Annotated in this window: 18 protein-coding genes and 2 rRNA genes (1 of these 20 running past the window's edge); 10 read left to right on the top strand and 10 right to left on the bottom strand. The window is 72.7% G+C overall.

Annotation, left to right across the window (positions count from 1 at the left end; genetic code table 11):
• The 4 genes from BLU82_RS19940 to BLU82_RS19925 form a co-directional block, all read left to right on the top strand.
• Positions 1-1,291, top strand: a 23S ribosomal RNA gene (locus BLU82_RS19940) (it extends 1,830 nt beyond the left edge of the window).
• 168 nt (positions 1,292-1,459) lie between these two features.
• Positions 1,460-1,577, top strand: a 5S ribosomal RNA gene (rrf, locus tag BLU82_RS19935).
• A 225-nt stretch (positions 1,578-1,802) separates the two neighbouring features.
• Positions 1,803-2,444, top strand: coding sequence for a hypothetical protein (locus BLU82_RS19930; protein WP_157741143.1), 642 nt, complete (start codon positions 1,803-1,805; stop codon positions 2,442-2,444).
• A 473-nt stretch (positions 2,445-2,917) separates the two neighbouring features.
• Entirely contained in the window at positions 2,918-3,979 is a 1,062-nt protein-coding gene (locus tag BLU82_RS19925; protein ID WP_092622842.1) for a DNA polymerase IV, read from the top strand.
• 8 nt (positions 3,980-3,987) lie between these two features.
• On the opposite strand, the gene BLU82_RS19920 is transcribed toward BLU82_RS19925, so the two are convergent.
• A complete protein-coding gene (locus BLU82_RS19920; protein WP_092622841.1) occupies positions 3,988-4,905 on the bottom strand; it encodes an AEC family transporter in 918 nt (305 codons plus the stop codon).
• A 244-nt stretch (positions 4,906-5,149) separates the two neighbouring features.
• Between BLU82_RS19920 and BLU82_RS19915 the strand changes: the two genes are divergently transcribed.
• On the top strand, positions 5,150-6,703 hold the full coding sequence (locus tag BLU82_RS19915) for a M28 family metallopeptidase (protein ID WP_092622840.1): 1,554 nt from the start codon (positions 5,150-5,152) through the stop codon (positions 6,701-6,703).
• Here the strand turns inward: BLU82_RS19915 and mptB are convergent.
• Complete coding sequence (gene mptB, locus BLU82_RS19910; protein ID WP_157741142.1) at positions 6,687-8,159, bottom strand: polyprenol phosphomannose-dependent alpha 1,6 mannosyltransferase MptB; 1,473 nt, start codon at positions 8,157-8,159, stop codon at positions 6,687-6,689. The genes BLU82_RS19915 and mptB overlap by 17 nt on opposite strands.
• Positions 8,160-8,239: 80 nt before the next feature.
• A complete protein-coding gene (locus BLU82_RS19905) occupies positions 8,240-9,235 on the bottom strand; it encodes an aldo/keto reductase (RefSeq protein ID WP_092622838.1) in 996 nt (331 codons plus the stop codon).
• A gap of 90 nt (positions 9,236-9,325) precedes the next feature.
• Here BLU82_RS19905 and BLU82_RS19900 point away from each other — a divergent pair, with 90 nt between their 5' ends.
• Positions 9,326-10,039 (top strand): TetR/AcrR family transcriptional regulator, encoded by a 714-nt coding sequence (locus BLU82_RS19900; protein WP_092622837.1) that lies wholly within the window; start codon positions 9,326-9,328, stop codon positions 10,037-10,039.
• Between the two features lie 32 nt (positions 10,040-10,071).
• On the opposite strand, the gene BLU82_RS19895 is transcribed toward BLU82_RS19900, so the two are convergent.
• From BLU82_RS19895 to BLU82_RS19885, 3 genes are read right to left on the bottom strand one after another with little or no spacing between them, the layout of a single operon-like run.
• Positions 10,072-10,740 carry an alpha/beta fold hydrolase gene (locus BLU82_RS19895; protein WP_092622836.1) on the bottom strand — a complete coding sequence of 223 codons (669 nt, stop codon included), beginning with the start codon at positions 10,738-10,740 and terminating at the stop codon, positions 10,072-10,074.
• A gap of 21 nt (positions 10,741-10,761) precedes the next feature.
• Positions 10,762-11,931 carry a cell wall metabolism sensor histidine kinase WalK gene (locus BLU82_RS19890; RefSeq protein WP_092622835.1) on the bottom strand — a complete coding sequence of 390 codons (1,170 nt, stop codon included), beginning with the start codon at positions 11,929-11,931 and terminating at the stop codon, positions 10,762-10,764.
• Positions 11,928-12,587: a response regulator transcription factor gene (locus tag BLU82_RS19885; protein ID WP_172885652.1), complete on the bottom strand. Its 660-nt coding sequence runs from the start codon at positions 12,585-12,587 to the stop codon at positions 11,928-11,930. Before BLU82_RS19885 ends, BLU82_RS19890 begins: the two co-directional genes overlap by 4 nt.
• A gap of 80 nt (positions 12,588-12,667) precedes the next feature.
• Between BLU82_RS19885 and BLU82_RS35180 the strand changes: the two genes are divergently transcribed.
• Genes BLU82_RS35180 through BLU82_RS19870 form a run of 4 tightly spaced genes read left to right on the top strand, consistent with a single transcriptional unit; the run spans position 12,668 to position 16,135 of the window.
• A complete protein-coding gene (locus tag BLU82_RS35180; protein ID WP_197682344.1) occupies positions 12,668-13,198 on the top strand; it encodes a hypothetical protein in 531 nt (176 codons plus the stop codon).
• Positions 13,195-14,274, top strand: a complete 1,080-nt coding sequence (locus BLU82_RS19880) for a peptidoglycan-binding domain-containing protein (RefSeq protein ID WP_197682343.1) — start codon at positions 13,195-13,197, stop codon at positions 14,272-14,274. The genes BLU82_RS35180 and BLU82_RS19880 overlap by 4 nt, the downstream gene beginning before the upstream one ends.
• Entirely contained in the window at positions 14,271-14,930 is a 660-nt protein-coding gene (locus BLU82_RS19875; RefSeq protein WP_092622833.1) for an ABC transporter ATP-binding protein, read from the top strand. Before BLU82_RS19880 ends, BLU82_RS19875 begins: the two co-directional genes overlap by 4 nt.
• Entirely contained in the window at positions 14,927-16,135 is a 1,209-nt protein-coding gene (locus BLU82_RS19870) for an ABC transporter permease (RefSeq protein ID WP_092622832.1), read from the top strand. The genes BLU82_RS19875 and BLU82_RS19870 overlap by 4 nt, the downstream gene beginning before the upstream one ends.
• Before the next feature lie 54 nt (positions 16,136-16,189).
• Here the strand turns inward: BLU82_RS19870 and BLU82_RS19865 are convergent, their stop codons facing one another.
• The 4 genes from BLU82_RS19865 to BLU82_RS19850 are packed head-to-tail and all read right to left on the bottom strand — an operon-like array spanning position 16,190 to position 21,977.
• Positions 16,190-18,883, bottom strand: a complete 2,694-nt coding sequence (locus BLU82_RS19865) for a sugar-binding protein (RefSeq protein WP_092622831.1) — start codon at positions 18,881-18,883, stop codon at positions 16,190-16,192.
• Between the two features lie 39 nt (positions 18,884-18,922).
• Positions 18,923-19,726, bottom strand: coding sequence for a carbohydrate ABC transporter permease (locus BLU82_RS19860; RefSeq protein WP_092622830.1), 804 nt, complete (start codon positions 19,724-19,726; stop codon positions 18,923-18,925).
• Positions 19,723-20,613: a carbohydrate ABC transporter permease gene (locus tag BLU82_RS19855; RefSeq protein ID WP_092622829.1), complete on the bottom strand. Its 891-nt coding sequence runs from the start codon at positions 20,611-20,613 to the stop codon at positions 19,723-19,725. The genes BLU82_RS19860 and BLU82_RS19855 overlap by 4 nt, the downstream gene beginning before the upstream one ends.
• A complete protein-coding gene (locus BLU82_RS19850) occupies positions 20,613-21,977 on the bottom strand; it encodes an extracellular solute-binding protein (protein WP_092622828.1) in 1,365 nt (454 codons plus the stop codon). The genes BLU82_RS19855 and BLU82_RS19850 overlap by 1 nt, the downstream gene beginning before the upstream one ends.
• Positions 21,978-22,021 lie beyond the last annotated feature (44 nt).

Raw genomic sequence — 22,021 nt, 5'->3', positions numbered from 1 at the left:
ACCGACACAGGTGGTCAGGTAGAGAATACCAAGGCGATCGAGTGAACCGTGGTTAAGGAACTCGGCAAAATGCCCCCGTAACTTCGGGAGAAGGGGGGCCGGATACGTGAACGGACTTGCTCCGGGAGCGTTGATGGCCGCAGAGACCAGGGGAAAGCGACTGTTTATTAAAAACACAGGTCCGTGCGAAGTCGCAAGACGATGTATACGGACTGACGCCTGCCCGGTGCTGGAACGTTAAGGGGACGAGTTAGCCCGCAAGGGCGAAGCTCAGAACTTAAGCGCCAGTAAACGGCGGTGGTAACTATAACCATCCTAAGGTAGCGAAATTCCTTGTCGGGTAAGTTCCGACCTGCACGAATGGCGTAACGACTTTCCCACTGTCTCAACCACGGACTCGGCGAAATTGCACTACGAGTAAAGATGCTCGTTACCCGCAGCAGGACGGAAAGACCCCGGGACCTTTACTATAGCTTGGTATTGGTGTTCGGTTCGGCTTGTGTAGGATAGGTGGGAGACTGTGAAGCCGGCACGCCAGTGTCGGTGGAGTCAACGTTGAAATACCACTCTGGTCGTACTGGATATCTAACCTCGGTCCGTGATCCGGATCAGGGACAGTGCCTGGTGGGTAGTTTAACTGGGGCGGTTGCCTCCCAAAAGGTAACGGAGGCGCCCAAAGGTTCCCTCAGCCTGGTTGGCAATCAGGTGTCGAGTGCAAGTGCACAAGGGAGCTTGACTGTGAGACCGACAGGTCGAGCAGGTGCGAAAGCAGGGACTAGTGATCCGGCAGTGGCTTGTGGAAGCGCTGTCGCTCAACGGATAAAAGGTACCCCGGGGATAACAGGCTGATCCTGCCCAAGAGTCCATATCGACGGCATGGTTTGGCACCTCGATGTCGGCTCGTCGCATCCTGGGGCCGTAGCAGGTCCCAAGGGTTGGGCTGTTCGCCCATTAAAGCGGTACGCGAGCTGGGTTTAGAACGTCGTGAGACAGTTCGGTCCCTATCCGCTGCGGGCGCAGGAGACTTGAGAAGGGCTGTCCCTAGTACGAGAGGACCGGGACGGACGAACCTCTGGTGTGCCAGTTGTTCCGCCAGGAGCACCGCTGGTTGGCTACGTTCGGAAGGGATAACCGCTGAAAGCATCTAAGCGGGAAGCCTGCTTCAAGATGAGGTCTCCCACACGGTTGACGTGGTAAGGCCCCCAGCTAGACGACTGGGTTGATAGGCCGGACGTGGAAGCCCAGCAATGGGTGAAGCTGACCGGTACTAATAGGCCGAGGACTTGACCACACACACCCCACCCGTTCGCGGGACGGGGTGACCTGCTGAAGACAATTGCGTCCACTATACGGTTCTGTTCCAACGAACAGGCACCACCCCCAGGCACACACCACACCCCCACACGCTGGGCGGTTGTGGTGGACGGTGCCGAGGGCCGGTGTACAACTCCATAGACGTGCCGGCGGTCATAGCGGCAGGGGAAACGCCCGGTCCCATTCCGAACCCGGAAGCTAAGCCCTCCAGCGCCGATGGTACTGCCCTCTAGCGGGGGTGGGAGAGTAGGACACCGCCGGACACACACCCAAGTGAAGGCCCACCCCACGAACAGATCGGGGTGGGCCTTCACCACGTCCACCACCACCCGACCAGCCCAGCCCGCACGCCGAATGCGGACGACGCCGCGGCGGCAGCTCGGCCGTGGCAGTCGTCGGCAGTCCGCGGATTGCGTGTTACCGCAACATTCACGCACCCGCCGGGGGTTCGCGCGACGCAGAGTCGTCGGGGCTGTCATAGTCGCGTCATGACACGACGGATGACGATCGCGGCCGCCGCGCTGGCCGCGCTGATCACTGTGTCCGCATGTGGTGACGACACGGGCGGCGAGGGCGGGTCGAGCCCGTCGGCCGGGACCGAGGGCCAGGCCGGTGCGTCCGAGGATGCCTCGGACGGTGACGCGTCGAGCCCGTCGGCCGGGACCGAGGACGGGACCGAGGACCAGGCCGGTGGCGGCGAGGACGATTCCGGCGACGCCAGCCAGTTGACGGGGGCCACTGTGGTCCCGGCCGATCAGAGCGGCCTCACTCCTGAGCAGGTCTGCGCGGCGATCCCCGTCGCCGAACTGCCCGTCCCGGTCGACGAGCTGAAACCCTTCGACGACCCCTCGCCGGCCCAGTGCATGATCGACCGCGCCGACAACGAGGACGTCACCACGTCGGTGAAGTTCTCGGCCGACACCGAGGTCAGTGGTGACGGAACCACCATCGACGGCCGTGATGCCCGTGTCCTGGAGGTGGCCGGTGTCGGCTGCCTGGTGGAGTTCGGCCGAGGTGACGACTCGGTCGGCGTGGAACTGGGGACAGTCGAGTCCGCCTACACCGACGACATGTGTGACACCGCCCAGCAGATCGCCGAGGCGGTCGCGCCGTACTTCCCGGAGGACTGAGCCCGACAGCGAGCCGCTGAGCCCGTCGGGCGCGACCCGGCCGCCTCCTGACGTGGGTCACGCGGTCGGGTTTCGCCAGGCTGTAGGGCGGCGGGCTGGGACGCGTGTTCGGGTTGGTGCCTTCAACGCACTGAGCGGTGTCGGTTCGGGGTGCCGGGGTGGCGTTCATCCCTCGGGTCCGCACGACGCCGCGGCTCGAGCTCGGCTCGTGGCCGGTGGTGGGCCTGTCGGCGGCAGTCCGCGGATCCGGCTCCCGATCCGGGAACCAGACGCGGCTGCGGAGAGTTGACCAGACGAAGGGCTTCCCCCGCCGGGGCAGCCCTTCGCCACGTTCACACCACCTCGGCAGCGGCCCGGGTAGCCGCTCGATCACCGGCTCCGGGCCATCTCAGCGCAGACCGGGCGCACCGGACCTCGTCAGTGCCTGCGCCTAGGCTGATCCCATCGACGCCGAACCAGAGGCCCTCGTCGCGTTGCCGAGCGGGGAAGACCAGTTCGCCCGGGCGCTTCCGGGCGGACCGCTGCTGCACGTCGACGTCGACGCGTTCTTCGCGGCGGTCGAGCAGCGCGACGACCCCGCACTGAGGGGCATTCCGATGGCCGCGGGCGACGTCGTCATCGCGTGCGCCAGCTACGAAGCGCGCGAGTGGGGCGTCCACGCCGGCATGGCCGTCGCCGAGGCGGTGGCCGTGTGCCCGCGGCTGCGGCTCGTGCCGCTGCGCTCCGACGCCTACGCCGCCGCCAGCACGGCGCTGTTCGCCGTGTTCGGACGGTTCGCCGCACGGGTCGAGCCCGGCTCCATGGAAGAGGCGTTCCTCGACACCCGCACCACCCCCTGGGCGACGGCCGGCCAGCTGGCCGCCACCGTCCAGCGTGCCGTCTGGCAGGAGGTCGGCCTGCCGGTGACGGTCGGCGCCGGGCGGACGAAACTGATGGCCAAGCTCGCGTCCCGGTCGGTGAAACCACGCGGCCTGCGCGTCATCCAGCCGGCCGAGGAACGCTACCTGCGCCCCGCCCTGCTCATCGAGGAACTGTGGGGCGTCGGCGACGTCACCCGGGAACGGCTGCGCCAGCACAACATCCGCACCGTCGCCGACATCGCCGTCGTGCACCCCGACCACCTGCGCGACATCGCCGGAACGCAGATGGCCCGCCGGCTCGCCGCCATCGCCACCGGAACCGACGACGCCACCGTGCGGCCCGAACGCCCCCGGCGCTCCTACAGCGTGCAGCGGGTCGTCCCGCGCGGCAGCGGCGTCGACGTCGACACCCTGACGGGAGAGCTGGCCGGGCGCCTGCACGACGGCGGCTTCACCTGCACCGTCGTCAGCGTCGCACTGAAGTACGCCAACCGCCTCGAGCACCGCGGCCGCACCCGCCTGCCCGAACCCACCGCCGATGCGCGGCAGCTGGCGACGACGGCGCGGTCGCTGCTGCCGGCCGGCGGCGTGCGGGTCGAGAAGGCCGGCATCACGGTCACCGGGCTGCAGCCCGCCGACGCCGCGGTGCAGCTGACCCTCGACACAGCGGTGTAGGCAACGACCTACTTGAGCAGCGCGGCCACGACCACCAGCACGGGCAACGACAACCCCGTCGTCAGGAGAATGGCCTCCCGCACCAGCACCTGCGCCTGCCCGTACCGAAACGCGAACGTCAACGCGTTCTGCGCGGTCGGCAGCGCCGACAACACCACCACGGCGAGCAGCTCGGCGGACGAGAGGCCGAGCGCCAGACCGATCAGGTACGCCACCGCCGGATGCACGAGCGTCTTCAGCCCGACGGCGAGCGCCAGCGGCCCGCGGTCCGGGCCCCGGCCGGGTCGGCTGCTTCCTCGCAGCGAGATGCCGAACACCATCAGTACCGCCGGAATCGAGATCGCCCCGACGAGCACGAACGGCTCCATCAGTGGCGGCGGCACGGTCACGCCGGAGGCGGCGATCACGACACCGGCGAGCGACGCGACGGTGATGGGACTCTGCAGCGGCGTCAGGAACCGCTGCCACACCGGCATCGACGCGCCCCGGCCGGCGAGGTCGAGGACGGTCAACGCGACCGGCACGATGACGATGTTCTGCATCAGCAGGATCGGCGCCACCAGCGACGCGTCGCCGAGGACGTAGGCGGCGATCGGCAGGCCGAGGTTGCCCGCGTTCACCAGCCCCGAGCACAGCACCCCCAGCGTGGTGTACGAGACGCCCCACCGCCGCCACCAGCCCACCAGCGCGAACACCGTCAGCACGACGACGACGCTGCCGGTGGTCGCGATGAGCGGCGTCGCCACGATGACACCGAGGTCGGCCTCGGCGACGGTGTGGAACATGAGGGCGGGGCTGGCCACCCAGAACGCCAGCCGGGTGAGGACGGTCGGACCGGCCGGGCCGAGCAGCTCGGTGCGGCCCAGCACGTAACCCACGGCGATGATCGAGACGATGACGGCGAACCCGGTGGCGACGCTGGTCATCGGGTGCGCGTCACTCCTCTCGCCCGGCGGCCGCGCGCCCGCTCCGGACGCGCCACGCACGGCACCGCGCAGCCCAGCCTACGTGGGCGGCGGCCGCGCGGCGCGGCCCGCCGAGGCCCCGGCCGACCGTCACAAACCCGACACCGCCGAGGTCTTCTGTCAGGACGCGGGGCCGTCTAGTGTCACGGTCATCATTTTCCGGTCCGCAGGCCGGCATCCAGGAACCTGTGCAGGAGGTTGCCCGATGACGAGACGACCGACCAGGCGCGTGGCCGCCGTGGCGAGTGCCGGCGTGCTCGCCGCGACGTGTCTGCTCGCCGCACCCGCTCAGGCGGCGAGCGACAACGTCGCGATCCGGCAGATGAACAAGCTCATCACGCTCGAGGCGGTCATGGGTCACCTCGAGGCGTTGCAGGAGATCAGCGACGACAACGGCGGCAACCGCGCCTCGGGGCTCCCGGGCTACGCGGCCTCCGTCGACTACGTCGTCGAGCAGCTGGAGGCGGCCGGCTACACGCCGGAGGTCCAGGAGTTCGAGTTCGAGTTCTTCGACGAGCGCTCCGAGCTGGAGCGGATCAGCCCGGACCCGCGCACCTACGAAGAGGGTAGCGAGTTCATCCGCAACGACTTCGACACCGGCTCCCCGCAGGGCGAGGCCACCGGCGCGCTGTTCCCCGCCGACGTCCGCCTCGACGCCCCGGGCCTGCCGGACAACACGTCGACCAGCGGCTGCGAGGCCGCCGACTTCGCCGGCATGGCGCCGGGCAGCATCGCGCTGGTCCAGCGCGGCACCTGCGGCTTCACCGTCAAGGTGCTCAACGCGCAGGCGGCCGGCGCGGCCGGCGTGGTCGTGATGAACGAGGGCCAGGTCGGCCGCACCGGGCTGGTCGGCATGATCGGCGACGCCACCGGCCTCGCCATCCCGGCGGTGTTCGCGACGTTCGACGCCGGCGCCAGCCTGGCCGAGACGCCGGGCGCCACCGTCCGGGTCGAGGTCGACTTCACCGCCGACACCCGCACGACGTACAACGTGCTGGCCGAGACCCGCAAGGGCAACCCGGACAACGTCGTCATGGCCGGCGCGCACCTCGACAGCGTCCACGACGGCGCGGGCATCAACGACAACGGCAGCGGCAGTGCGGCGCTGCTGGAGACCGCGATCCAGATCAACCGGCAGAACCTCAAGAACCAGGTCCGCTTCGCCTGGTGGGGCGCCGAGGAGTCGGGCCTGCTCGGCTCGAACTTCTACGTGCCGGACCTCACGCAGGAAGAGCGGGACAAGATCGCGCTCTACCTGAACTTCGACATGGTCGCCTCGCCCAACTACATGTTCGGCATCTACGACGGCGACAACTCCGGCGGCACCGCTCCCGAGGGCTTCATCCCGGAGGGCTCGGCGCAGATCGAGGACGTGTTCGAGAAGATCTACACCCGCCGGAACCAGCCGTTCAACGACAGCGAGTTCTCCGGGCGCTCGGACTACGGCGCGTTCATCGCGGCGGACATCCCGGCCGGCGGCCTGTTCACCGGCGCCGAGGGCGCGAAGTCCGAGGAGCAGGCGGAGCTGTACGGCGGGCTGGCGGACGTGCCGTACGACCCGTGCTACCACTCGTTCTGCGACAACCTCACCGGCGACGGCCAGGACGACGCGATCTACGACGCGCTGAGCGCCGAGTACGACCTCGTCGGCAACGTCAACACCGAGGCGCTCGACATCAACGCGGACGTCATCGGCTCGGCCGTGCTGACCTTCGCGTACGACACCTCGACCGTCAACGGCGTCAAGCCGCGCCGCTGACCGTCAGATCGGCCGCACCGGCGTCCGCCCGCTCACCGGGCGGGCGCCGGCGCGCGTCGGCCAGCCACCAGAACGTCAGCGCCAGCGTCGCCGCCAGGAGCAGCAGCGTCACCGGCAGCAGACCGTGGTGCCAGCGGGTCAGCGGGTCGGGCAGCGCGGAGAAGCACAACGCGACGCTCAGCCCGATCAGCCATCGCTGCCCGACGACCCCGGCGCCGGCCGCGAGCAGCGGCAGCGCCCACGCCAGGTACCAGGCGTGGACGACGGGGGCGGCCAGCGCCAGCACCACGAGCGCGCCGCCGGCCAGCGCTCCGGCCCGGCGCACCGGCGTCGACGGATGACCGGCACGGACGACCAGCCAGCCGATCAGCGCCGCGCCCGCGGCCGCGCACAGCACCCGCGACCCGTCCAGCAGCGCGCCGAAGCCGACGCCACCCATCGTCAGTCCGTACGCGACGCCGGCGACCGCCGCCGGGACCGTGTACAGCAGCTCCACGCGGCCCGGGGTGTCCAGCGCCGCGATCCACCCCCAGCCGTCCGGGACCACGGCCGCTGCGCCCAGCGTCACCGCCGCCGTCACCGTCAGCACCGCGGCCGTTCCGGCCCAGCGCCGCTCGGGCCGCCGGAACCGCACCCACAGCACGTAGCCGACCAGGACCAGCCCGGGCAGCTTGAGCGCGAACGCGCCCGCCGCGGCCAGCGCCGCCAGCCACCACCAGCGCTTGCGCACCGCCAGCAGTACGGCCGGCGCCAGCGCCCCGACCAGCACGTCCAGGTGCACGCCGCCGATGAGGTGCAGCACCACCACCGGGTTCGCCGCCACCAGCGCGACGGCGGCGGCCCGCGCGCCCGGCCGGGCCAGCCGCGCCGCGGCCACCGTCGCGACGACGACCGCCACGATCGCCAGCACCCGCAGCAACAGCACGAACGGCACGTGCCGCGCGCCGGTGACGTCGGCGGACCAGCCCAGCAGCGTCAGCGACAGCGGCCCGTACGGCGCCGGCGTCATCCGCCAGACCGGCGCGACCGGGTCCAGCAGCGGGCCGGCACCGAACACGATCGGGCCGGTCGTGTACGGGTCGATGCCCAGGTCGAGCAGCCGGCCCTGCGCGACGTAGGAGTACGCGTCCAGGCTGAGGATCGGCTGCGCCAGCAGCACCGGCGCCGTCCACGCGGCCGCCGCCCGCGCGACGAACCGCACGTCGACGAGACAGTCGCGGGCCAGCAGGTACAGCCGGACGAACAGCAGCGACAGCGTCGCGATGGCGGCTACCGCCAGCAGCGCCCACGCCGGCCGCCCGTCGCCGGCGGCGCGCCACAGCCCGAGCGGCCCGTCCGGCAGGACGACGCCCGGGATCGGGCCGGCCAGCGTGACCGCCACCACGACCGTCGCCGACGCCGCCGCACCGGCCACCAGCGTGGCCCGCGGCGACCCGGACGGCGCGACGGCGGACATCACCGACAGCTAGCCAGACCCGGACGGCGCCGCGATGAACGCCGCCGGGCGGCCGGGTGAATGATCACCCGGCCGTGCCGTCAGCGCTCGCTGTCGAGGTGGGCGTAGGCGTAGTCGGCGTACCGGTTGCCGGCGGCCGCGCCGGCCGGCACGGCCCGCTCGATGCGGGCGAGGTCGTCGGCGTCGAGCGTCAGGCCGGTGGCGCCGAGCGACTCCGTCAGCCGGGCGCGGGTGCGGGCGCCGACCAGCGGCACGATGTCGGAGCCCTGGGCGGCGACCCAGGCGATGGCGACCTGCGCGACCGTCGCGCCCTTCTGCTCCGCGACGCCGCGCAGCGCCTCGACCAGCGCGAGGTTGTGCTCGAGGTTGCCCGCCTGGAACCGCGGGCCGGTGGCGCGGAAGTCGCCGGCGGGCAGTTCGCGGTCCGGGCGCCAGTGCCCGCTGAGCAGCCCGCGCGAGAGCACGCCGTACGCCGTCACGCCGATGCCGAGCTCGCGGGCGGTGGGCAGCACCTCGGCCTCGATGCCGCGGGAGAGCAGCGAGTACTCGATCTGCAGGTCGGCGATCGGGTGGACGGCGGCGGCGCGGCGCAGCGTCTCGGCGCCCACCTCGGACAGCCCGACGTGGCGGACGTAACCGGCCTGGATCAGCTCGGCGATGGCGCCGACGGTCTCCTCGATCGGCACCGCCGGGTCCAGCCGGGCCGGGCGGTAGACGTCGATGTGGTCGGTGCCGAGGCGGCGCAGGCTGTAGGCGGCGAAGTTCTTCACCGCGACCGGCCGGGTGTCGTAGCCCAGCCAGGCGCCGTCCGGCCCGCGCAGGCCGCCGAACTTCACGCTGACGACGACGTCGTCGCGGTCGCGGCCGCGCAGGGCGTCGCGCAGCAGCAGTTCGTTGGCGCCCATGCCGTAGAAGTCGCCGGTGTCGAGCAGGGTGACGCCGGCGTCGAGGGCGGCGTGGACGGTGGCGATCGACTCGTCGCGGTCGGCCGGGCCGTAGAGGTCGGACATGCCCATGAGGCCCAGGCCGAGGGCGGAGACGGCGGGTCCGGTGCTGCCGAGGGTGGTGGTGCGCATGACGGCTCCTTCGAGGCTTCCACTGATAACACTTTGACGTTAGCAGTGATCTGATAGCGATGCTAACGCAAGTCGGTTATCGTTGATTCCATGACGACGGAGGAGGCGACGGACACCCGGGGCCGCATCCTGCGCGCGGCCGCCGGCCTGCTCGAGCGCGAGGGCCGCGACGCCGTGTCGACGCGCGCCGTCAGCGCCGCGGCCGGTGTGCAGGCGCCCACGCTGTACCGGCTGTTCGGCGACATGAACGGGCTGCTCGACGCGGTCGCGGCGTACGGCTTCGAGGAATACCTGCGCGACAAGCGGGCCATGGGCGAGACCGACGATCCGGTGGCCGACCTGCGCCGCGGCTGGGACCTCCACGTCGAGTTCGGGCTGTCCCGGCCGGCGTTCTACGTGCTGATGTACGGCAACGGCCGGGCCGGCGGGTCGGCTGCGGGGCGCGACGCCGCGGCCATCCTGCACCGGCTGCTCGGCCGGGTCGCCGCGGCCGGACGCCTCACCATGAGCGTCGAGCCGGCGGCCCGGCTCATGCACGCGACCGGCGTCGGGGTGGTGCTGTCGCTGATCGCGACGCCGGAGGCCGAGCGCGACCACTCGCTGTCCGAGCTCGCCCGCGACTCCGTGCTGCGCACCGTGGTCACCGACGCTGTTCCCGCCGACGCGGGGGTGTCGCCGCTGGTCGGCCGGGCGGTCGCGCTGCGCGAGGCGCTGCACACCGACGCCGCCGGTGCGGACTCGCTCACCGGCGCCGAGCGGGCGCTGCTGGAGCAGTGGCTGGACCGCCTCGCCGGGCGGTCCTGATCACGTCGTCAGGCGGGCCAGCCACTGCCGGGTCAGCTCGGCGAACGTCTCGGGCTGCTCGAACGGCAGGTAGTGGCCGGCCTCGGGCACGACGGCGAAAGCGCCGGCCGGGTAGTGCTCGAGCGTGCTCGTCGGACAGCCGGTAGCCGGCCGGGCGGAGCCGGTCGAGGAACGGGTGGTCGCCCGTCTGTGCGGCCGCGACGACGGCGAACACCCGGTTCGCGACCGCCGCGGTGCGGTGCCCGAGCGGCCGACGAGAGGTGGCCGGCGAGGTCGGGGCGGACGCCGTCCAGCCAGCCGTCGGGCGGCGGTGCGGGCGGCGCCGGCAGCAGCGTGCGCTCGGCCGGCGCGATATGCACGCCCGAGCAGACCAGCAGCAGCCCGGCGACCCGCTCCGGCACCCGCCGCGCAACCCCGGCCGCGATGTAGCCGCCGTAGGAGTAGCCGGCCAGCGCGACGGGGCCGTTGCCCAGCTCGCCGGAGCTCAGCAGCGAGATCACCGCCGCCCGGACCGCGTCGGAGGCCGGCTCGCCGCCGGGGGATCCACCGGTGCCGGCGAGGTCGACGTCGACCCGCCGCCACCCGGGGCGGCCGGCGAACACCGGCTCGAACGCCGCGGCCACCGAGCTGCGATCGAGCCCGAACCAGGGCAGCACGACCAGCGGCCGCCCGTCGCCGTGGGCTTCGTACGCCAGCGCCATAACCGCGAGCGTAGTGCGGCGTCAGCCCGGCCGGGCGGGCAGCGTGACGGTGATCGTCAGGCCGCCGCCGGGGCGGGCGGTGGCGGTCGCGTCGCCGCCGTGGGCGCGGGCCACCGCACGGACGATCGACAGGCCGAGGCCGAAGCCGCGGTCGGGCCCCGCGCGGCGGTCGCCGAGCCGGCGGAACGGCTGGAACAGCGCCTCGACCTCGTCGCCGGGGACGGCCGGGCCGGTGTTCGCGACGACCAGCGTGACGGTGCTCGAATCGGAGGTCGTCGACACCGCCAGCCAGCCGCCCGCGACGTTGTGCCGCACGGCGTTCTCGACCAGGTTCTGCGTGAGCCGCTCCAGCAGGACGGGATCACCGGCGGTCGCGGCGGGGTGCAGCGGCCCGAGCCGCACCGCCACGCCGGCCCGCTCGGCCTCGACGGCGACCTGCTCGGCCACCTGCGCGGCGAGGTCGGCGAGCGCGACCGGCGACCGATCGGTGACGGCGTGCTCGCTGTCGGCCAGGGTCAGCAGGGCGTCGATGAGCCGCTCGTGCCGCTGGTTGACGGCCAGCAGCGCGGTGCCCAGCCGCCGGGTCTCGTCGGCGGCGCCGGGCTGGGTGACGGCCAGCTCGACCAGCGCGCGGTTGAGGGCCAGCGGCGTGCGCAGCTCGTGGGACGCATTGGCCACGAACCGGCGCTGCCCGTCGAAGGAGCGATCGAGCTGCTCGAGCATGTCGTCGAAGGTGTCGGCGAGCCGCTTCACCTCGTCGTCCGGGCCGTGGAGCGCGATGCGTTCGTGCAGGCCGCGGGCGCCGCCGCCGCGGGCGATGCGGCGCGCCGTGCGGGTGATGGCGTCGAGCGGGCGCAATGCCCGCCCGGCGACCAGCCAGCCGGCGCCCGCGGCCACGGCGCCGACGGCCAGCAGCGCCACCGCGCCCTGCGTGAGCAGGGAGTCGAGCGCGGCGTCCTGCAGGGCGTCCTGCTGCGCCTGCACGTGCGCGACCACCTCGTCGACGTTGCCGCTCACGGCCGCCGACGCGCGCAGCGCGGCGAGGTCGGACGACTCGCGGCCGGGGTCGGTGACCGCGTCCAGGCTCTGCCGCACCAGCAGGTAGGTGACCGCCAGCACCAGCGCGCCGGCCAGCACGAACAACCCGCCGTACAGGGTGGTGAGCCGCGCCCGCAGCGTCGAGCGCGTCACGGCAGCCGGTATCCCGCGCCGGCGACGGTCTCGACCACGGGTGGGTCGCCGAGCTTGCGGCGCAGCTTCATCATGGTGACCCGCACGACGTTCGTGAACGGGTCGATGTTCTCGTCCCACGCCTTCTCCAGCAGCTGCTCGGCGCTGACGACGGCGCCGTCGGCCCGCAGCAGCTCGGTCAGCACCGCCAGCTCCTTGTTGGCCAGCGCGACCGGACGGCCGTCGCGGGAGACCTCGCGGCGGGCGGGGTCGACCCGGATGCCGGACCGCTGCAGCACCGGCGGCGCGGCCGGCCGGGCCCGCCGCAGCAGCGCGTGCACCCGGGCGGACAGCTCGGCGAACGCGAACGGCTTGGTGAGGTAGTCGTCGGCGCCCAGGCCCAGCCCGCCGACGCGGTCGCGGATGCCGGCGGCCGCCGTGAGCATGAGGATGCGCGGCGGGTCGGCGCCGGACTCCAGGATCCACCGGCACACGTCGTCGCCGTGGGTGCCGGGGAGGTCGCGGTCGAGCACGACGACGTCGTAGGCGTGCATGGACAGCCGCTCGAGCGCGGCGTCGCCGTCGTAGCTGAGGTCGACGGCGAACGACTCGCGCCGCAGCCACTCGGCCACGGCGTCGGCCAGGATGCGTTCGTCCTCGACCACGAGAATCCGCATGCTCCCATGGTCGCTCACCCCGCGTAACGCCCGCATAAACGGTCACGCCGAGGTTATGTCCCGGCCGCTTCGCTGGAGTCATGATGACTCGACGGATGACGATGACCATGGCGTTCCTGCTGCTCGGCGTGGCCGGGCTGGGCGCCTGCAGCGAAGCGGACGACACACCGGAGGTCGCGACGGCGCAGACGGACGCGCCCAGCGCCGCGCCCAGCGCCCAGCCGGAGGCCACGACCGGCGCCGAGCCGGGACCGCTGGCGTTCACCCAGTGCATGCGCGACCACGGCGTCGACATGGCCGACCCCGACCCCACGACCGGCCGGCCGCAGGTGGGCGACGGTGTCGACCCCGACAGCCCGGCCTACCAGGAGGCGATGGACGCATGCGCGGACCTGCTGCCCGAGGGCGGCGCGCTGTCCGAGCCCGATCCGGCCGAGCTGGACCAGTTCCAGGCGTTCGCCGAGTGCATGCGCGACAACGGCCTGCCGGACTTCCCCGACCCGCAGCCCGGCGGCCAGGGCCTGTTCGAGGGCCTCGACCGCACGAACCCCGGGTTCCAGGCGGCGCTGGAGGCGTGCCAGGACGTGCTGCCCGCGGGCGGCGGGCAATGAGGGCGCGGCGGGTCGTGGTGCCGCTCGGTGTCGCGGCGGTGCTGGCCGCGGGTGCGCTGGCGGCGCGGGGGATCGGCGGCGGCGCCGGGCCCGGCGGCGACGAGCCGGACGGCCTGCCGCCGGCCACGGCCACCGTCTCCACCACCGACCTGGTGCAGACCGTGCAGGTGCCGGGTGTTCTCGGCTACGGCACGCCGGTCGAGCTGCCGGCGAAGTCCGACGGCGGCACGCTCACGTGGGTGGCGGCGCCGGGCGCCGTCGTGGGGCAGGGGCAGCCGGTGTACGCCGTCGACGGCGAGCCGGTCGTCCTGGTGCACGGCACGGTGCCGCCGTACCGCACGCTCGAACCCGGCGTGGCCGGCCCGGACGTCCAGCAGCTGGAGGCGGCGTTGGCCGCGCTCGGCTACGGCGGGTTCCAGGTCGACGACGAATACCACGGCTCGACGGCGGACGCGGTGGCGCGATGGCAGGACGATCTCGGCGTCGAGGAGACCGGGACCGTCACCACCGGCCAGATCGTCGTCGCGCCCGCCGACCTGCGCATCGCCGAGCAGACGCTGGCCGCCGGCGCCACGCTCGGCGGGCCCGAGGGCGGCGGCGCCGCGTCGGTCGTCACCTACACCGGCACGACGCCCGTGGTCGTCGTCGCCCTGGACCCGGCGCAACAGCACCTGGTCGCGCCCGGCACGGCGGCCACCGTGCTGCTGCCGGACGGCGCCACCACGGCCGCGACGGTGTCCGCCGTCAGCCCGGTGGCCACGGCCGCCGACACCGACGACGCCGACACCAGTACCGCCACCATCGGGGTGACGGTGGCGCTGGCCGACCCCGCCGTCGCCGGCGCGCTGGACGCGGCGCCGGTCGACGTCGGCCTGGTCGCGGCAGAGGCCCAGGACGTGCTGGCGGTCCCGGTCGGCGCGCTGGTCGCGCTGGCGGAGGGCGGCTACGCGGTCCAGGTCGTCGACGGCGGGCAGGCCGCGTTCGTCCCCGTCGAGACCGGCATGTTCGCGTCGGGCCTGGTCGAGGTCAGCGGCGCCGGGATCGAGGACGGCACCGTCGTGGGGGTGCCGGCATGAGCGTCGTGGAGCTGCGCGAGGTGGCCAAGGCGTACCCGGGCGGGGTGCACGCCGTCCGGGGTGTCACGCTGACGGTCGAGGCGGGCGAGCTGACCGGCATCGTCGGCCCGTCCGGGTCCGGGAAGTCGACCATGCTCAACCTCATCGGCACGCTGGACCGGCCGACGTCGGGGGAGGTGCGCATCGCCGGGCACCGGGTGGCCGGGCTCGGCGACCGGCAGCTGTCGGCGTTGCGGGCGCGCGCCATCGGCTTCGTGTTCCAGCAGTTCCACCTGACCTCCGGCGTGGCCGCGCTGGACGCCGTCGCCGACGGCGCGCTGTACACGGGGCTGTCGCGGTCGCGGCGGCTGCGGCGGGCGGAGGAGGCGCTGCACCGTGTCGGCCTGGGGCACCGGCTGCGGCACCGGCCGCACGAGCTGTCCGGCGGGGAACGGCAGCGGGTGGCCATCGCGCGCGCCGTCATCGGCGCGCCGGAACTGCTGCTGGCCGACGAGCCCACCGGCAACCTCGACTCGTCGTCCGGCGCCGGCGTGATGGCGCTGCTGCGCGAGCTGAACGCGGCCGGCACCACCGTCGTGATCATCACCCATGACCGCGAGATCGCCGCCGCGCTGCCGCGCCGGGTCGAGATGCGCGACGGGCGGGTGACGTCATGAGCGCCGCCGCGACGCTGCGACCGGCGCGCCTGCGGCCCGCCGACGTCGTGCACACCGGCGGCGCGGGGCTGCGGTCGCGGCCGACCCGCGTCGTGCTGTCGGCGCTGGGCATCGCCATCGGCATCGCCGCGATGATCGCCGTCGTCGGCATCTCCACGTCCAGTCGCGAGGAGCTGAACCGGCAGCTCGACGCGCTCGGCACCAACCTGCTGTCGGCCGGGCCCGGCCAGGACCTGTTCGGCGAGGACGCCCAGCTGCCGGCCGATTCCGTCGGGATGATCGGGCGCATCGGGCCGGTGACGTCGGTGACGGCGGTCGCGGTGGTCCCGGACACCGCGGTGTACCGCAACGACCTCGTCCCGCCCGGCGAGACGAACAGTCTCGCCGTCCTCGCCGCCGACCTCGCCCTGCTCGACACCGTCGCCGCGACGGTCGAGAGCGGCGCGTTCCTCGACCCGGCGACGGCGCAGTACCCGGCGGTCGTGCTGGGTGCGACGGCGGCAGAGCGGCTCGGCGTCGGCGCGGCCGGTCCGGAGCAGACGGTGTGGCTGGGCGGGCAGTGGTTCACCGTCACCGGCGTCCTCGACCCGGTGCCGCTGGCGCCGGAGCTGGACACGTCGGCGCTGGTCGGCTGGCCGGTCGCGGAGGCACTGCTCGGCTTCGACGGCCTGCCGACGACGGTGTACGCACGGGCCGCCGACGGCGCCGTCGAGGACGTCCAGCAGGTGCTGGCGGTCACCGCGAACCCGGAGGCGCCGAACGAGGTCGACGTCGCCCGCCCGTCCGACGCGCTGGTCGCCCAGGCCGCCGCCGACAGCACGCTGAACGCCCTGCTGCTCGGCCTCGGCGCGGTGGCGCTGCTGGTCGGCGGCGTCGGCGTCGCCAACACCATGGTGATCTCGGTGCTGGAACGGCGCGCCGAGATCGGGCTGCGCCGCTCGCTCGGCGCCACCCGCGGCCAGATTCGCACGCAGTTCGTCTGCGAGGCGCTGCTGCTGTCGGCCCTCGGCGGCCTGGCCGGGGTGCTGGCCGGCATCGCCGTCACGGCGGCCTACGCGACGGCGCAGGGCTGGCCGGTGGTGGTACCCGTGTGGGCGATGGGTGGCGGGCTCGGCGCGACGCTGGTCATCGGGGCGCTGGCCGGGCTGTACCCGGCGATCCGGGCCGCCCGCCTGGCGCCGGCCCTGGCGTTGACGGCGCCCTGACGTGGAGAGTCCCGCTCCGCCGGGCGACCAGCACCGGCGGAGCGGGACGTTCGATCAGTCCACCGCCTCCGACAGCGCCAGCGTGCCGTCGTCGGTGATGAACGCGACCAGTGCGGTGAGGTCGTCGGACTCACCGGTCACGGGCACGTCGACGGTGGTGCGGCCGGAGCCGACCTCCACCGACACCGAGCCCGCCACGCGCTCGCCGTCCCAGAGGAAGACGTTCGCCCGGCCGGACTCGCGGGTGCGCAGCCGCAGCTGCACCACGCCGTCGTCCTCCTCGGCCGACTGGATCGACGCCGTGCGGGCCGGCAGCTCCCGGCCGCCGCCGAGTCCGACGCCGTCCTCGGCCGACTGCGCGATGCTCTGCGGCGAGTCGACGCTCAGCGCCGCGGTGTCGGGCATCGTCGGCGCGACCGGGTTCGAGCCGGCGTCGGCCAGCCCCGGCAGCGTCGCGATGGACCACCGGAACGGGTCGGCCTGCACGCCGTTGAAGGTGGACCAGCCGATCCGCGTCTGGCCGGTCTTGTCCTGCGTGTCCGAGTCGTAGACCAGCACGTTCAGGCCCGTCCGCGCCGGGTCGACGGCGTCGGGAAGGACGTCGAACGGGATCTTGGCCTCGACGGTGTAGCCGTCGTACGGCTCGTTCACGACCGACGCGACCTCCATGCCGGGCGCGGTCTCGGCCCCCGGGCCCTGGTGGTTGTCGGCGTCGCGCTGGAAGCACGGCTGACCTTCCACCGTGGTGGGGAAGATGCCGGTCTTGAACGTCGTCGAGGTGTTCGACGACGTGCCCCGCGGGTCGACGGTGATCTCGACGGAGTCGGTGCGCCAGTGCCGCTTGCAGTCCTCGAGCGGCAGCACCGTGCCCAGCGTGTCGTCGGTGACCTCGACGAACACGTACAGGGCGTCGTCGGTGAAGGTCAGCCGCGTGGTCGACGACGCGTCCTCGGGCGTGGCCTCCTCGCCCTCCCAGCGGGTCCCGCTGTCGATGACCTCGCCCGCGTACTCGCCCTCGCTCGCGACGCCGTCCAGCACCGGAGCGGTGGCCGCCTGCGGGATCTCCGTCGACGGCACCAGCTCGAGCACCGCGTTCTGGGTGTCCGAGGCGGACCCGAAGTCGGTGACGACCTGGAACGGGTAGCCGCCGTTGGGTGCGCGGTTCGACGTCGGCAGCGCGGTGTCGGTGTTGGTGACGTCGAAGGTGACGGTGGTCGTGGCGCCCGGCGCGAGGCCGTCGAACGGCGCCGACGCCGGCGACGCGGTGAAGCCGTCGGCGAGGTCGAGCGTGACCGACCCGGCCGCCGCGGCGGCGCCGTCGTTGGTGACCGTGACCGACACCGGCTGGGTGCGCCCGACGCCGACCGAGGCGATCGGCGCGATCAGGCTCTCCAGCTTCGGCAGGTCGACGTCGCCGGTCCAGGCGGCGAAGACCTCGGCCTCCGGCCGCTGCGCCAGCTCGCCGCGCACGTCCGTGGTGACCTCGACGGCCGCCTCGTTCGCGCCGCTGCCGGTGCGGGTGGCGAGGGTCGCCTTCAGCGCGACCCGCTCACCGGCGGTGGCGTTCGCCGGCGGCGTGACGGTGACGTCGACGCTCACCTCGCGGCCGGGGGCCAGCGTGCGGGGGAGCGCACCGGCCGGCACGTCCGCCGTCCAGCCGTCCGGCCCGGTGACCGTCAGCGCCGGCTGCACCAGCGGCTTGCGGTCCGGCGCCTTGACGGTGACCGTCGCCGTGAACGACTGGCCCGGGAGCACCAGGAACGGCTCCGGGTCGATCGTCACCTCGGTGCCCAGGGGCAGGCCGCCGTCGATCGGCAGCAGCGCGCCCTGCAGGGCGGCGGTCTGGCCGGTGCCCGGCATGGGGTACGGCGTGCGGCTGGCGATCAGCGTGAACCAGTCGCAGCCGTTCAGCTCCGGGTCCGTGGGCGGCGGCGGGAAGCCGGCCCAGCCCTGGCTCACGTACTCCCACTGCGCCTTGCGCTCGCGCAGCGCCCACAGCTCGCCGGTCTCCGTCGACGTCCGGCCCTGCCAGGCGCCGAACACGCGGTCGGTGCGGTCGGCCGGCGTGTACGGGGTGGTCTCGCAGGCCGAGCCGCCCACGCCGGAACCGGTGGCGCCGCTGCGCAGGATGCGCGACACGCGCCACGTCGACAGGCCCTCCTCGGACAGCTGGTCCGGGAACGCGTCGGGGTCGGCGGCGGCCTCGTACGCCTCGACGGCCAGCCGCGCGGCCTGCTGGTGATGGCCGTGGTTGCCGGGCGTCGGCGACGGGTTCATCGTGACGATGACCTCGGGCCGGGTGCTCCGGACGACGCGCACGACCCTCTCCAGCGCGTCGTCGCCCCACACCTCGTCGGTGAGCGGGGCGCTGGCGTTGTAGAAGAAGTCCAGCTCGTCGAGGTTGTAGACGTTCTCGATGCCGGCGTTGGCGACGGCGCTGCGCTCCTCGGCCTCGCGCAGCATGCCCAGCTCCGGACCCTCCTCGAGGCCGACGGCGTTGCCGCCGCCCTCGCCGCGGGTCACGGTGATGACGCCGGCCTTCAGGTCCGCGGCCTCGTTCCACTGGCCGAACGCGGCCAGCGCACCGGCCTCGTCGTCAGGGTGCGCGCCGACGAACAGCACGTCGAGATCGACGGCGTCGGACTTCGGGGCGGGCGCTCCCGTTGCGGCCGGTGCGGCGACCGCGGGGAGCGTCGCCGCGAGGAGAGCTGCGGTGGCGGCTGCAGCAGCGGGTCTGGCTGCTCGCATGGTGACTCCTCTCGAGTTGTGACGAACACTTCGGGCGCGCTACTTGACCGCGCCCTCGACCATCCCCCGGATGAAGTGGCGCTGCAGGAACAGGTAGAGCACGACGACCGGCAGCGCGACGAGTGTCGCGCCGGCGGCCAGCAGCGCCGTTCCGGACGTGTACTGGCCCTGGAAGAAGGCCAAACCCAGCGGTGCGGTGCGGAGACTCTCGTCGGTGGCCATGATCAGCGGGATCAGGAACTCGTTCCACGTCCACATGAAGACCAGCACGATCATCGTGGTGACGGCCGGCCGGCCCATCGGGACGAGAATGCGCCACAGCGTGGCCCAGTGCCCCGCGCCGTCGAGACGGGCCGCCTCGACGACCTCGCGGGAGCTGCCGCGGAAGTAGGCGCGCATCCAGAACGTGCCGAACGCCGTCGACTGCGCCACCTGCGGCGCGACGATCGCGACCAGCGTGTTCGTCAGGCCCACCTCGCGCAGGTCGAAGTACAGCGCGATGACCAGCGCCTCCGCCGGCACCATGATGCCGAGCAGGATGACGTAGAACAGCACCTCCGAGCCGCGGAAGCGCATGGTGCCGAACGCGTAGCCGGCCAGCACCGAGAACAGCGTCGACAGCCCCACCACGAGGATCGCGACGATGATGCTGGTGCGCAGGTAGGAGCCGAAGTGGCCCTGGTCCCAGGCGTCGGCGAAGTTCTCGAAGTGGAACGAGCCGCCGCCACCGATCTGGTCGTTCGACAGCGCCGTCTGCAGGATCAGCAGCACCGGGAACACGGCGATCACCGCGAACAGCACGAGCACGGCGTAGTTCGCCAGCCGTTCTCCGCGCGAGATCATCGCTGCCCCCGTTCGCCGACCCGGTTGATCAGCACCGTCGCCACGAACACGACCAGCGTCAGCACGACCGCCAGCGCCGTCGCGATGCCGACCCGGCCGAGCAGGAACGCGTTGTTGTAGACCTGGTACGACGGGACGGTGGTCTCGGTGCCCGGCCCGCCGCTGGTCATGACGTAGACCAGGTCGAACGTCTTCAGAGCGGCGATGACGGTGAGCGTCAGCGCCACGGCCATCTCACCGCGCAGCGACGGCAGCGTGATGGCCCGGAACTCCCGGAACGCGCCGGCGCCGTCGAGCCGCGCCGCCTCGTACAGCTCCCGCGGGATGCGCGACATGCCGGCCAGGAACAGCACCAGGCACAGGCCGGTGCCGACCCAGGTGCCGACGATGCCGACCGACGGCAGCGCCCAGGCGTAGTCGCCCAGCCACGGCCGAGCCAGCGCGTCGAGACCGACGAACCGGAGCAGGTCGTTCAGCGGCCCGTTCGGCTCGTAGATCTGCCGCCACGCGATGGCCACGACGACCATCGGGATGACCTGCGGCAGGAACAGCACGACCCGGAAGAACCCCATGCCGCGCAGCACCGCCCGGCTCATCGCCGCGGCCAGCAGCAGCCCCAGCGTCACCGGGATGACCGCGTAGAACACGATCAGCACCAGCGCGTGGACGAACGCACCGCGCAGCTGCGGCTCGGTGAAGACGTCCTGGTAGTTCGACAGCCCGGCCCAGGTGCTGGCGCCCAGCCCGTTCCACTCGTAGAGCGAGAACTGCGCCGTCCGGGCCAGCGGCACCAGGACGAACAGGCCGAAGACCAGCAGTGCGGGGAGGATGTAGAGGTAGGCGACCCGGCGTGGTTCGCCGGGCCCCCTACCCGCGGCTACCGCCATCAGCTGCCGGTGGCCGCGCTGTACTCGGCCTCGAGCGTGTCCAGGAACTGCTGCGGGTCGCTCTGCCCGGCCATGAGGTTCTGCACGGCGACGGTGAGGGTGTCGTAGAACGTCTCGGTCGCGTAGTCGAGGTACGGCACGACGAGGTCCTCTTCACCGGCCTGCGCCCACGCCGCGAACACCTCGGACTGCAGCCCGGTGGTGGTCTGCTGGTCGGCCTCGATGACCGGCAGGTTGCCCGCCTCGGTGACCGCCGTCATGGCGTCGGAGCTGGTGATGAAGTCGATGTAGGCGGCCGCGGCCTCCTTGGCGTCGCTGTTGGCCGGGATCGCCCACGGGATGCTGATGCCGCCGGTGACGAGGTGCGAGCCGCTGGCGCCGGCCGGCGGCAGCACGAAGCCGACGTCGTCGCCCATGGCCGAGGTGAGGTCGGCGACCAGCCAGGTGCCGCCGACGAAGAACACGCCGGTGCCCTGGGCGAACGACTGCCAGGCGCTGTCGTAGTTGACGCCGTTGAAGCCCTCGACGAAGTAGCCGGCGTCGACCCACTCGCGGGTCGCCTCGGCCGCCGCGACGTTGTCGTCGGACGTCCAGGACGAGCCCGGCCGGCCGAAGCCGAGGTTGCGGATGGTGTCGGCGTCGGAGAACTGGTTCTGGATGAACCCGAACTCGTGGATGCCGGCCCACGGCTCGGAGTTGCCGAACTGGATCGGCACCTCACCGGCGGCCTGCGCCGCCTGCAGCGCCGCCACGAAGTCGTCCGTGGTCTCCGGCGGCTCGATGCCGAGCGCGGCCAGCTTGGACTTGCTGTAGTAGAGGCCGACGATCTCGCCCATCTGCGGCAGGCCGTAGAGCTCGCCCTCGCCGTAGGTGGCGCCGTCCTCGCTGTACGACGCGAGCGCGCGCACCGACTCGGGGAAGCGGTCGAACCACTCATACCCCTCGGCGTAGCCGTCGAGCGGCGTGAGCAGGCCGGACGCGACGTACTGGCCCATCTCGGGGCGGCCGTTGTTGGCCTGGACGACGTCGGGCGCGTCGTCGCCGGACAGCGCGAGGCGCAGGGTGGTGCGCAGGTCGTCGGTGGAGCGCGACACCCGCTCGATGGTGATGTTCGGGTAGGCCTCCTGGAACGCGGCGTTGAGCGCCTCGATCTGCTCGGTCTGCCCCTCGCGGACTTCCTGGTCCCACACCGTCAGCGTGATGTCGCCCAGTTCGGACGGATCGGTGGCGACGTCGCCGGCGGTGGGTGCGCTGCCGGCGTCGCCGTCGTCACCGTCGTCGCCCGGAGCACACGCCCCGATCAGCAGTGCGACGGCGGCAGCCGCGCACAGCCGGGTGCTGGTCCTCGTGATCGACAACGTCATGAGAGTCGGCCCTTTCGAGATGTCGGTGTGCCCAGGTGCCCGGT

The sequence above is a fragment of the Jiangella sp. DSM 45060 genome, assembly GCF_900105175.1.
GTDB lineage: Bacteria > Actinomycetota > Actinomycetes > Jiangellales > Jiangellaceae > Jiangella.
This window is presented reverse-complemented; position numbering and strand designations above follow the sequence as displayed.

Bases quoted from the DNA above. Each gene is read 5' to 3' on its own strand.
- BLU82_RS19905 (WP_092622838.1), bottom strand. From the start codon at position 9,235: ATGCGCACCACCACCCTCGGCAGCACCGGACCCGCCGTCTCCGCCCTC.
- BLU82_RS19860 (WP_092622830.1), bottom strand. From the start codon at position 19,726: ATGATCTCGCGCGGAGAACGGCTGGCGAACTACGCCGTGCTCGTGCTG.
- BLU82_RS19900 (WP_092622837.1), top strand. From the start codon at position 9,326: ATGACGACGGAGGAGGCGACGGACACCCGGGGCCGCATCCTGCGCGCG.
- BLU82_RS19875 (WP_092622833.1), top strand. From the start codon at position 14,271: ATGAGCGTCGTGGAGCTGCGCGAGGTGGCCAAGGCGTACCCGGGCGGG.
- BLU82_RS19880 (WP_197682343.1), top strand. From the start codon at position 13,195: ATGAGGGCGCGGCGGGTCGTGGTGCCGCTCGGTGTCGCGGCGGTGCTG.
- BLU82_RS19870 (WP_092622832.1), top strand. From the start codon at position 14,927: ATGAGCGCCGCCGCGACGCTGCGACCGGCGCGCCTGCGGCCCGCCGAC.
- BLU82_RS19930 (WP_157741143.1), top strand. From the start codon at position 1,803: ATGACACGACGGATGACGATCGCGGCCGCCGCGCTGGCCGCGCTGATC.
- BLU82_RS19865 (WP_092622831.1), bottom strand. From the start codon at position 18,883: ATGCGAGCAGCCAGACCCGCTGCTGCAGCCGCCACCGCAGCTCTCCTC.
- BLU82_RS19915 (WP_092622840.1), top strand. From the start codon at position 5,150: ATGACGAGACGACCGACCAGGCGCGTGGCCGCCGTGGCGAGTGCCGGC.
- BLU82_RS35180 (WP_197682344.1), top strand. From the start codon at position 12,668: ATGATGACTCGACGGATGACGATGACCATGGCGTTCCTGCTGCTCGGC.
- BLU82_RS19850 (WP_092622828.1), bottom strand. From the start codon at position 21,977: ATGACGTTGTCGATCACGAGGACCAGCACCCGGCTGTGCGCGGCTGCC.
- BLU82_RS19895 (WP_092622836.1), bottom strand. From the start codon at position 10,740: ATGGCGCTGGCGTACGAAGCCCACGGCGACGGGCGGCCGCTGGTCGTG.
- mptB (WP_157741142.1), bottom strand. From the start codon at position 8,159: ATGTCCGCCGTCGCGCCGTCCGGGTCGCCGCGGGCCACGCTGGTGGCC.
- BLU82_RS19855 (WP_092622829.1), bottom strand. From the start codon at position 20,613: ATGGCGGTAGCCGCGGGTAGGGGGCCCGGCGAACCACGCCGGGTCGCC.
- BLU82_RS19920 (WP_092622841.1), bottom strand. From the start codon at position 4,905: ATGACCAGCGTCGCCACCGGGTTCGCCGTCATCGTCTCGATCATCGCC.
- BLU82_RS19885 (WP_172885652.1), bottom strand. From the start codon at position 12,587: ATGCGGATTCTCGTGGTCGAGGACGAACGCATCCTGGCCGACGCCGTG.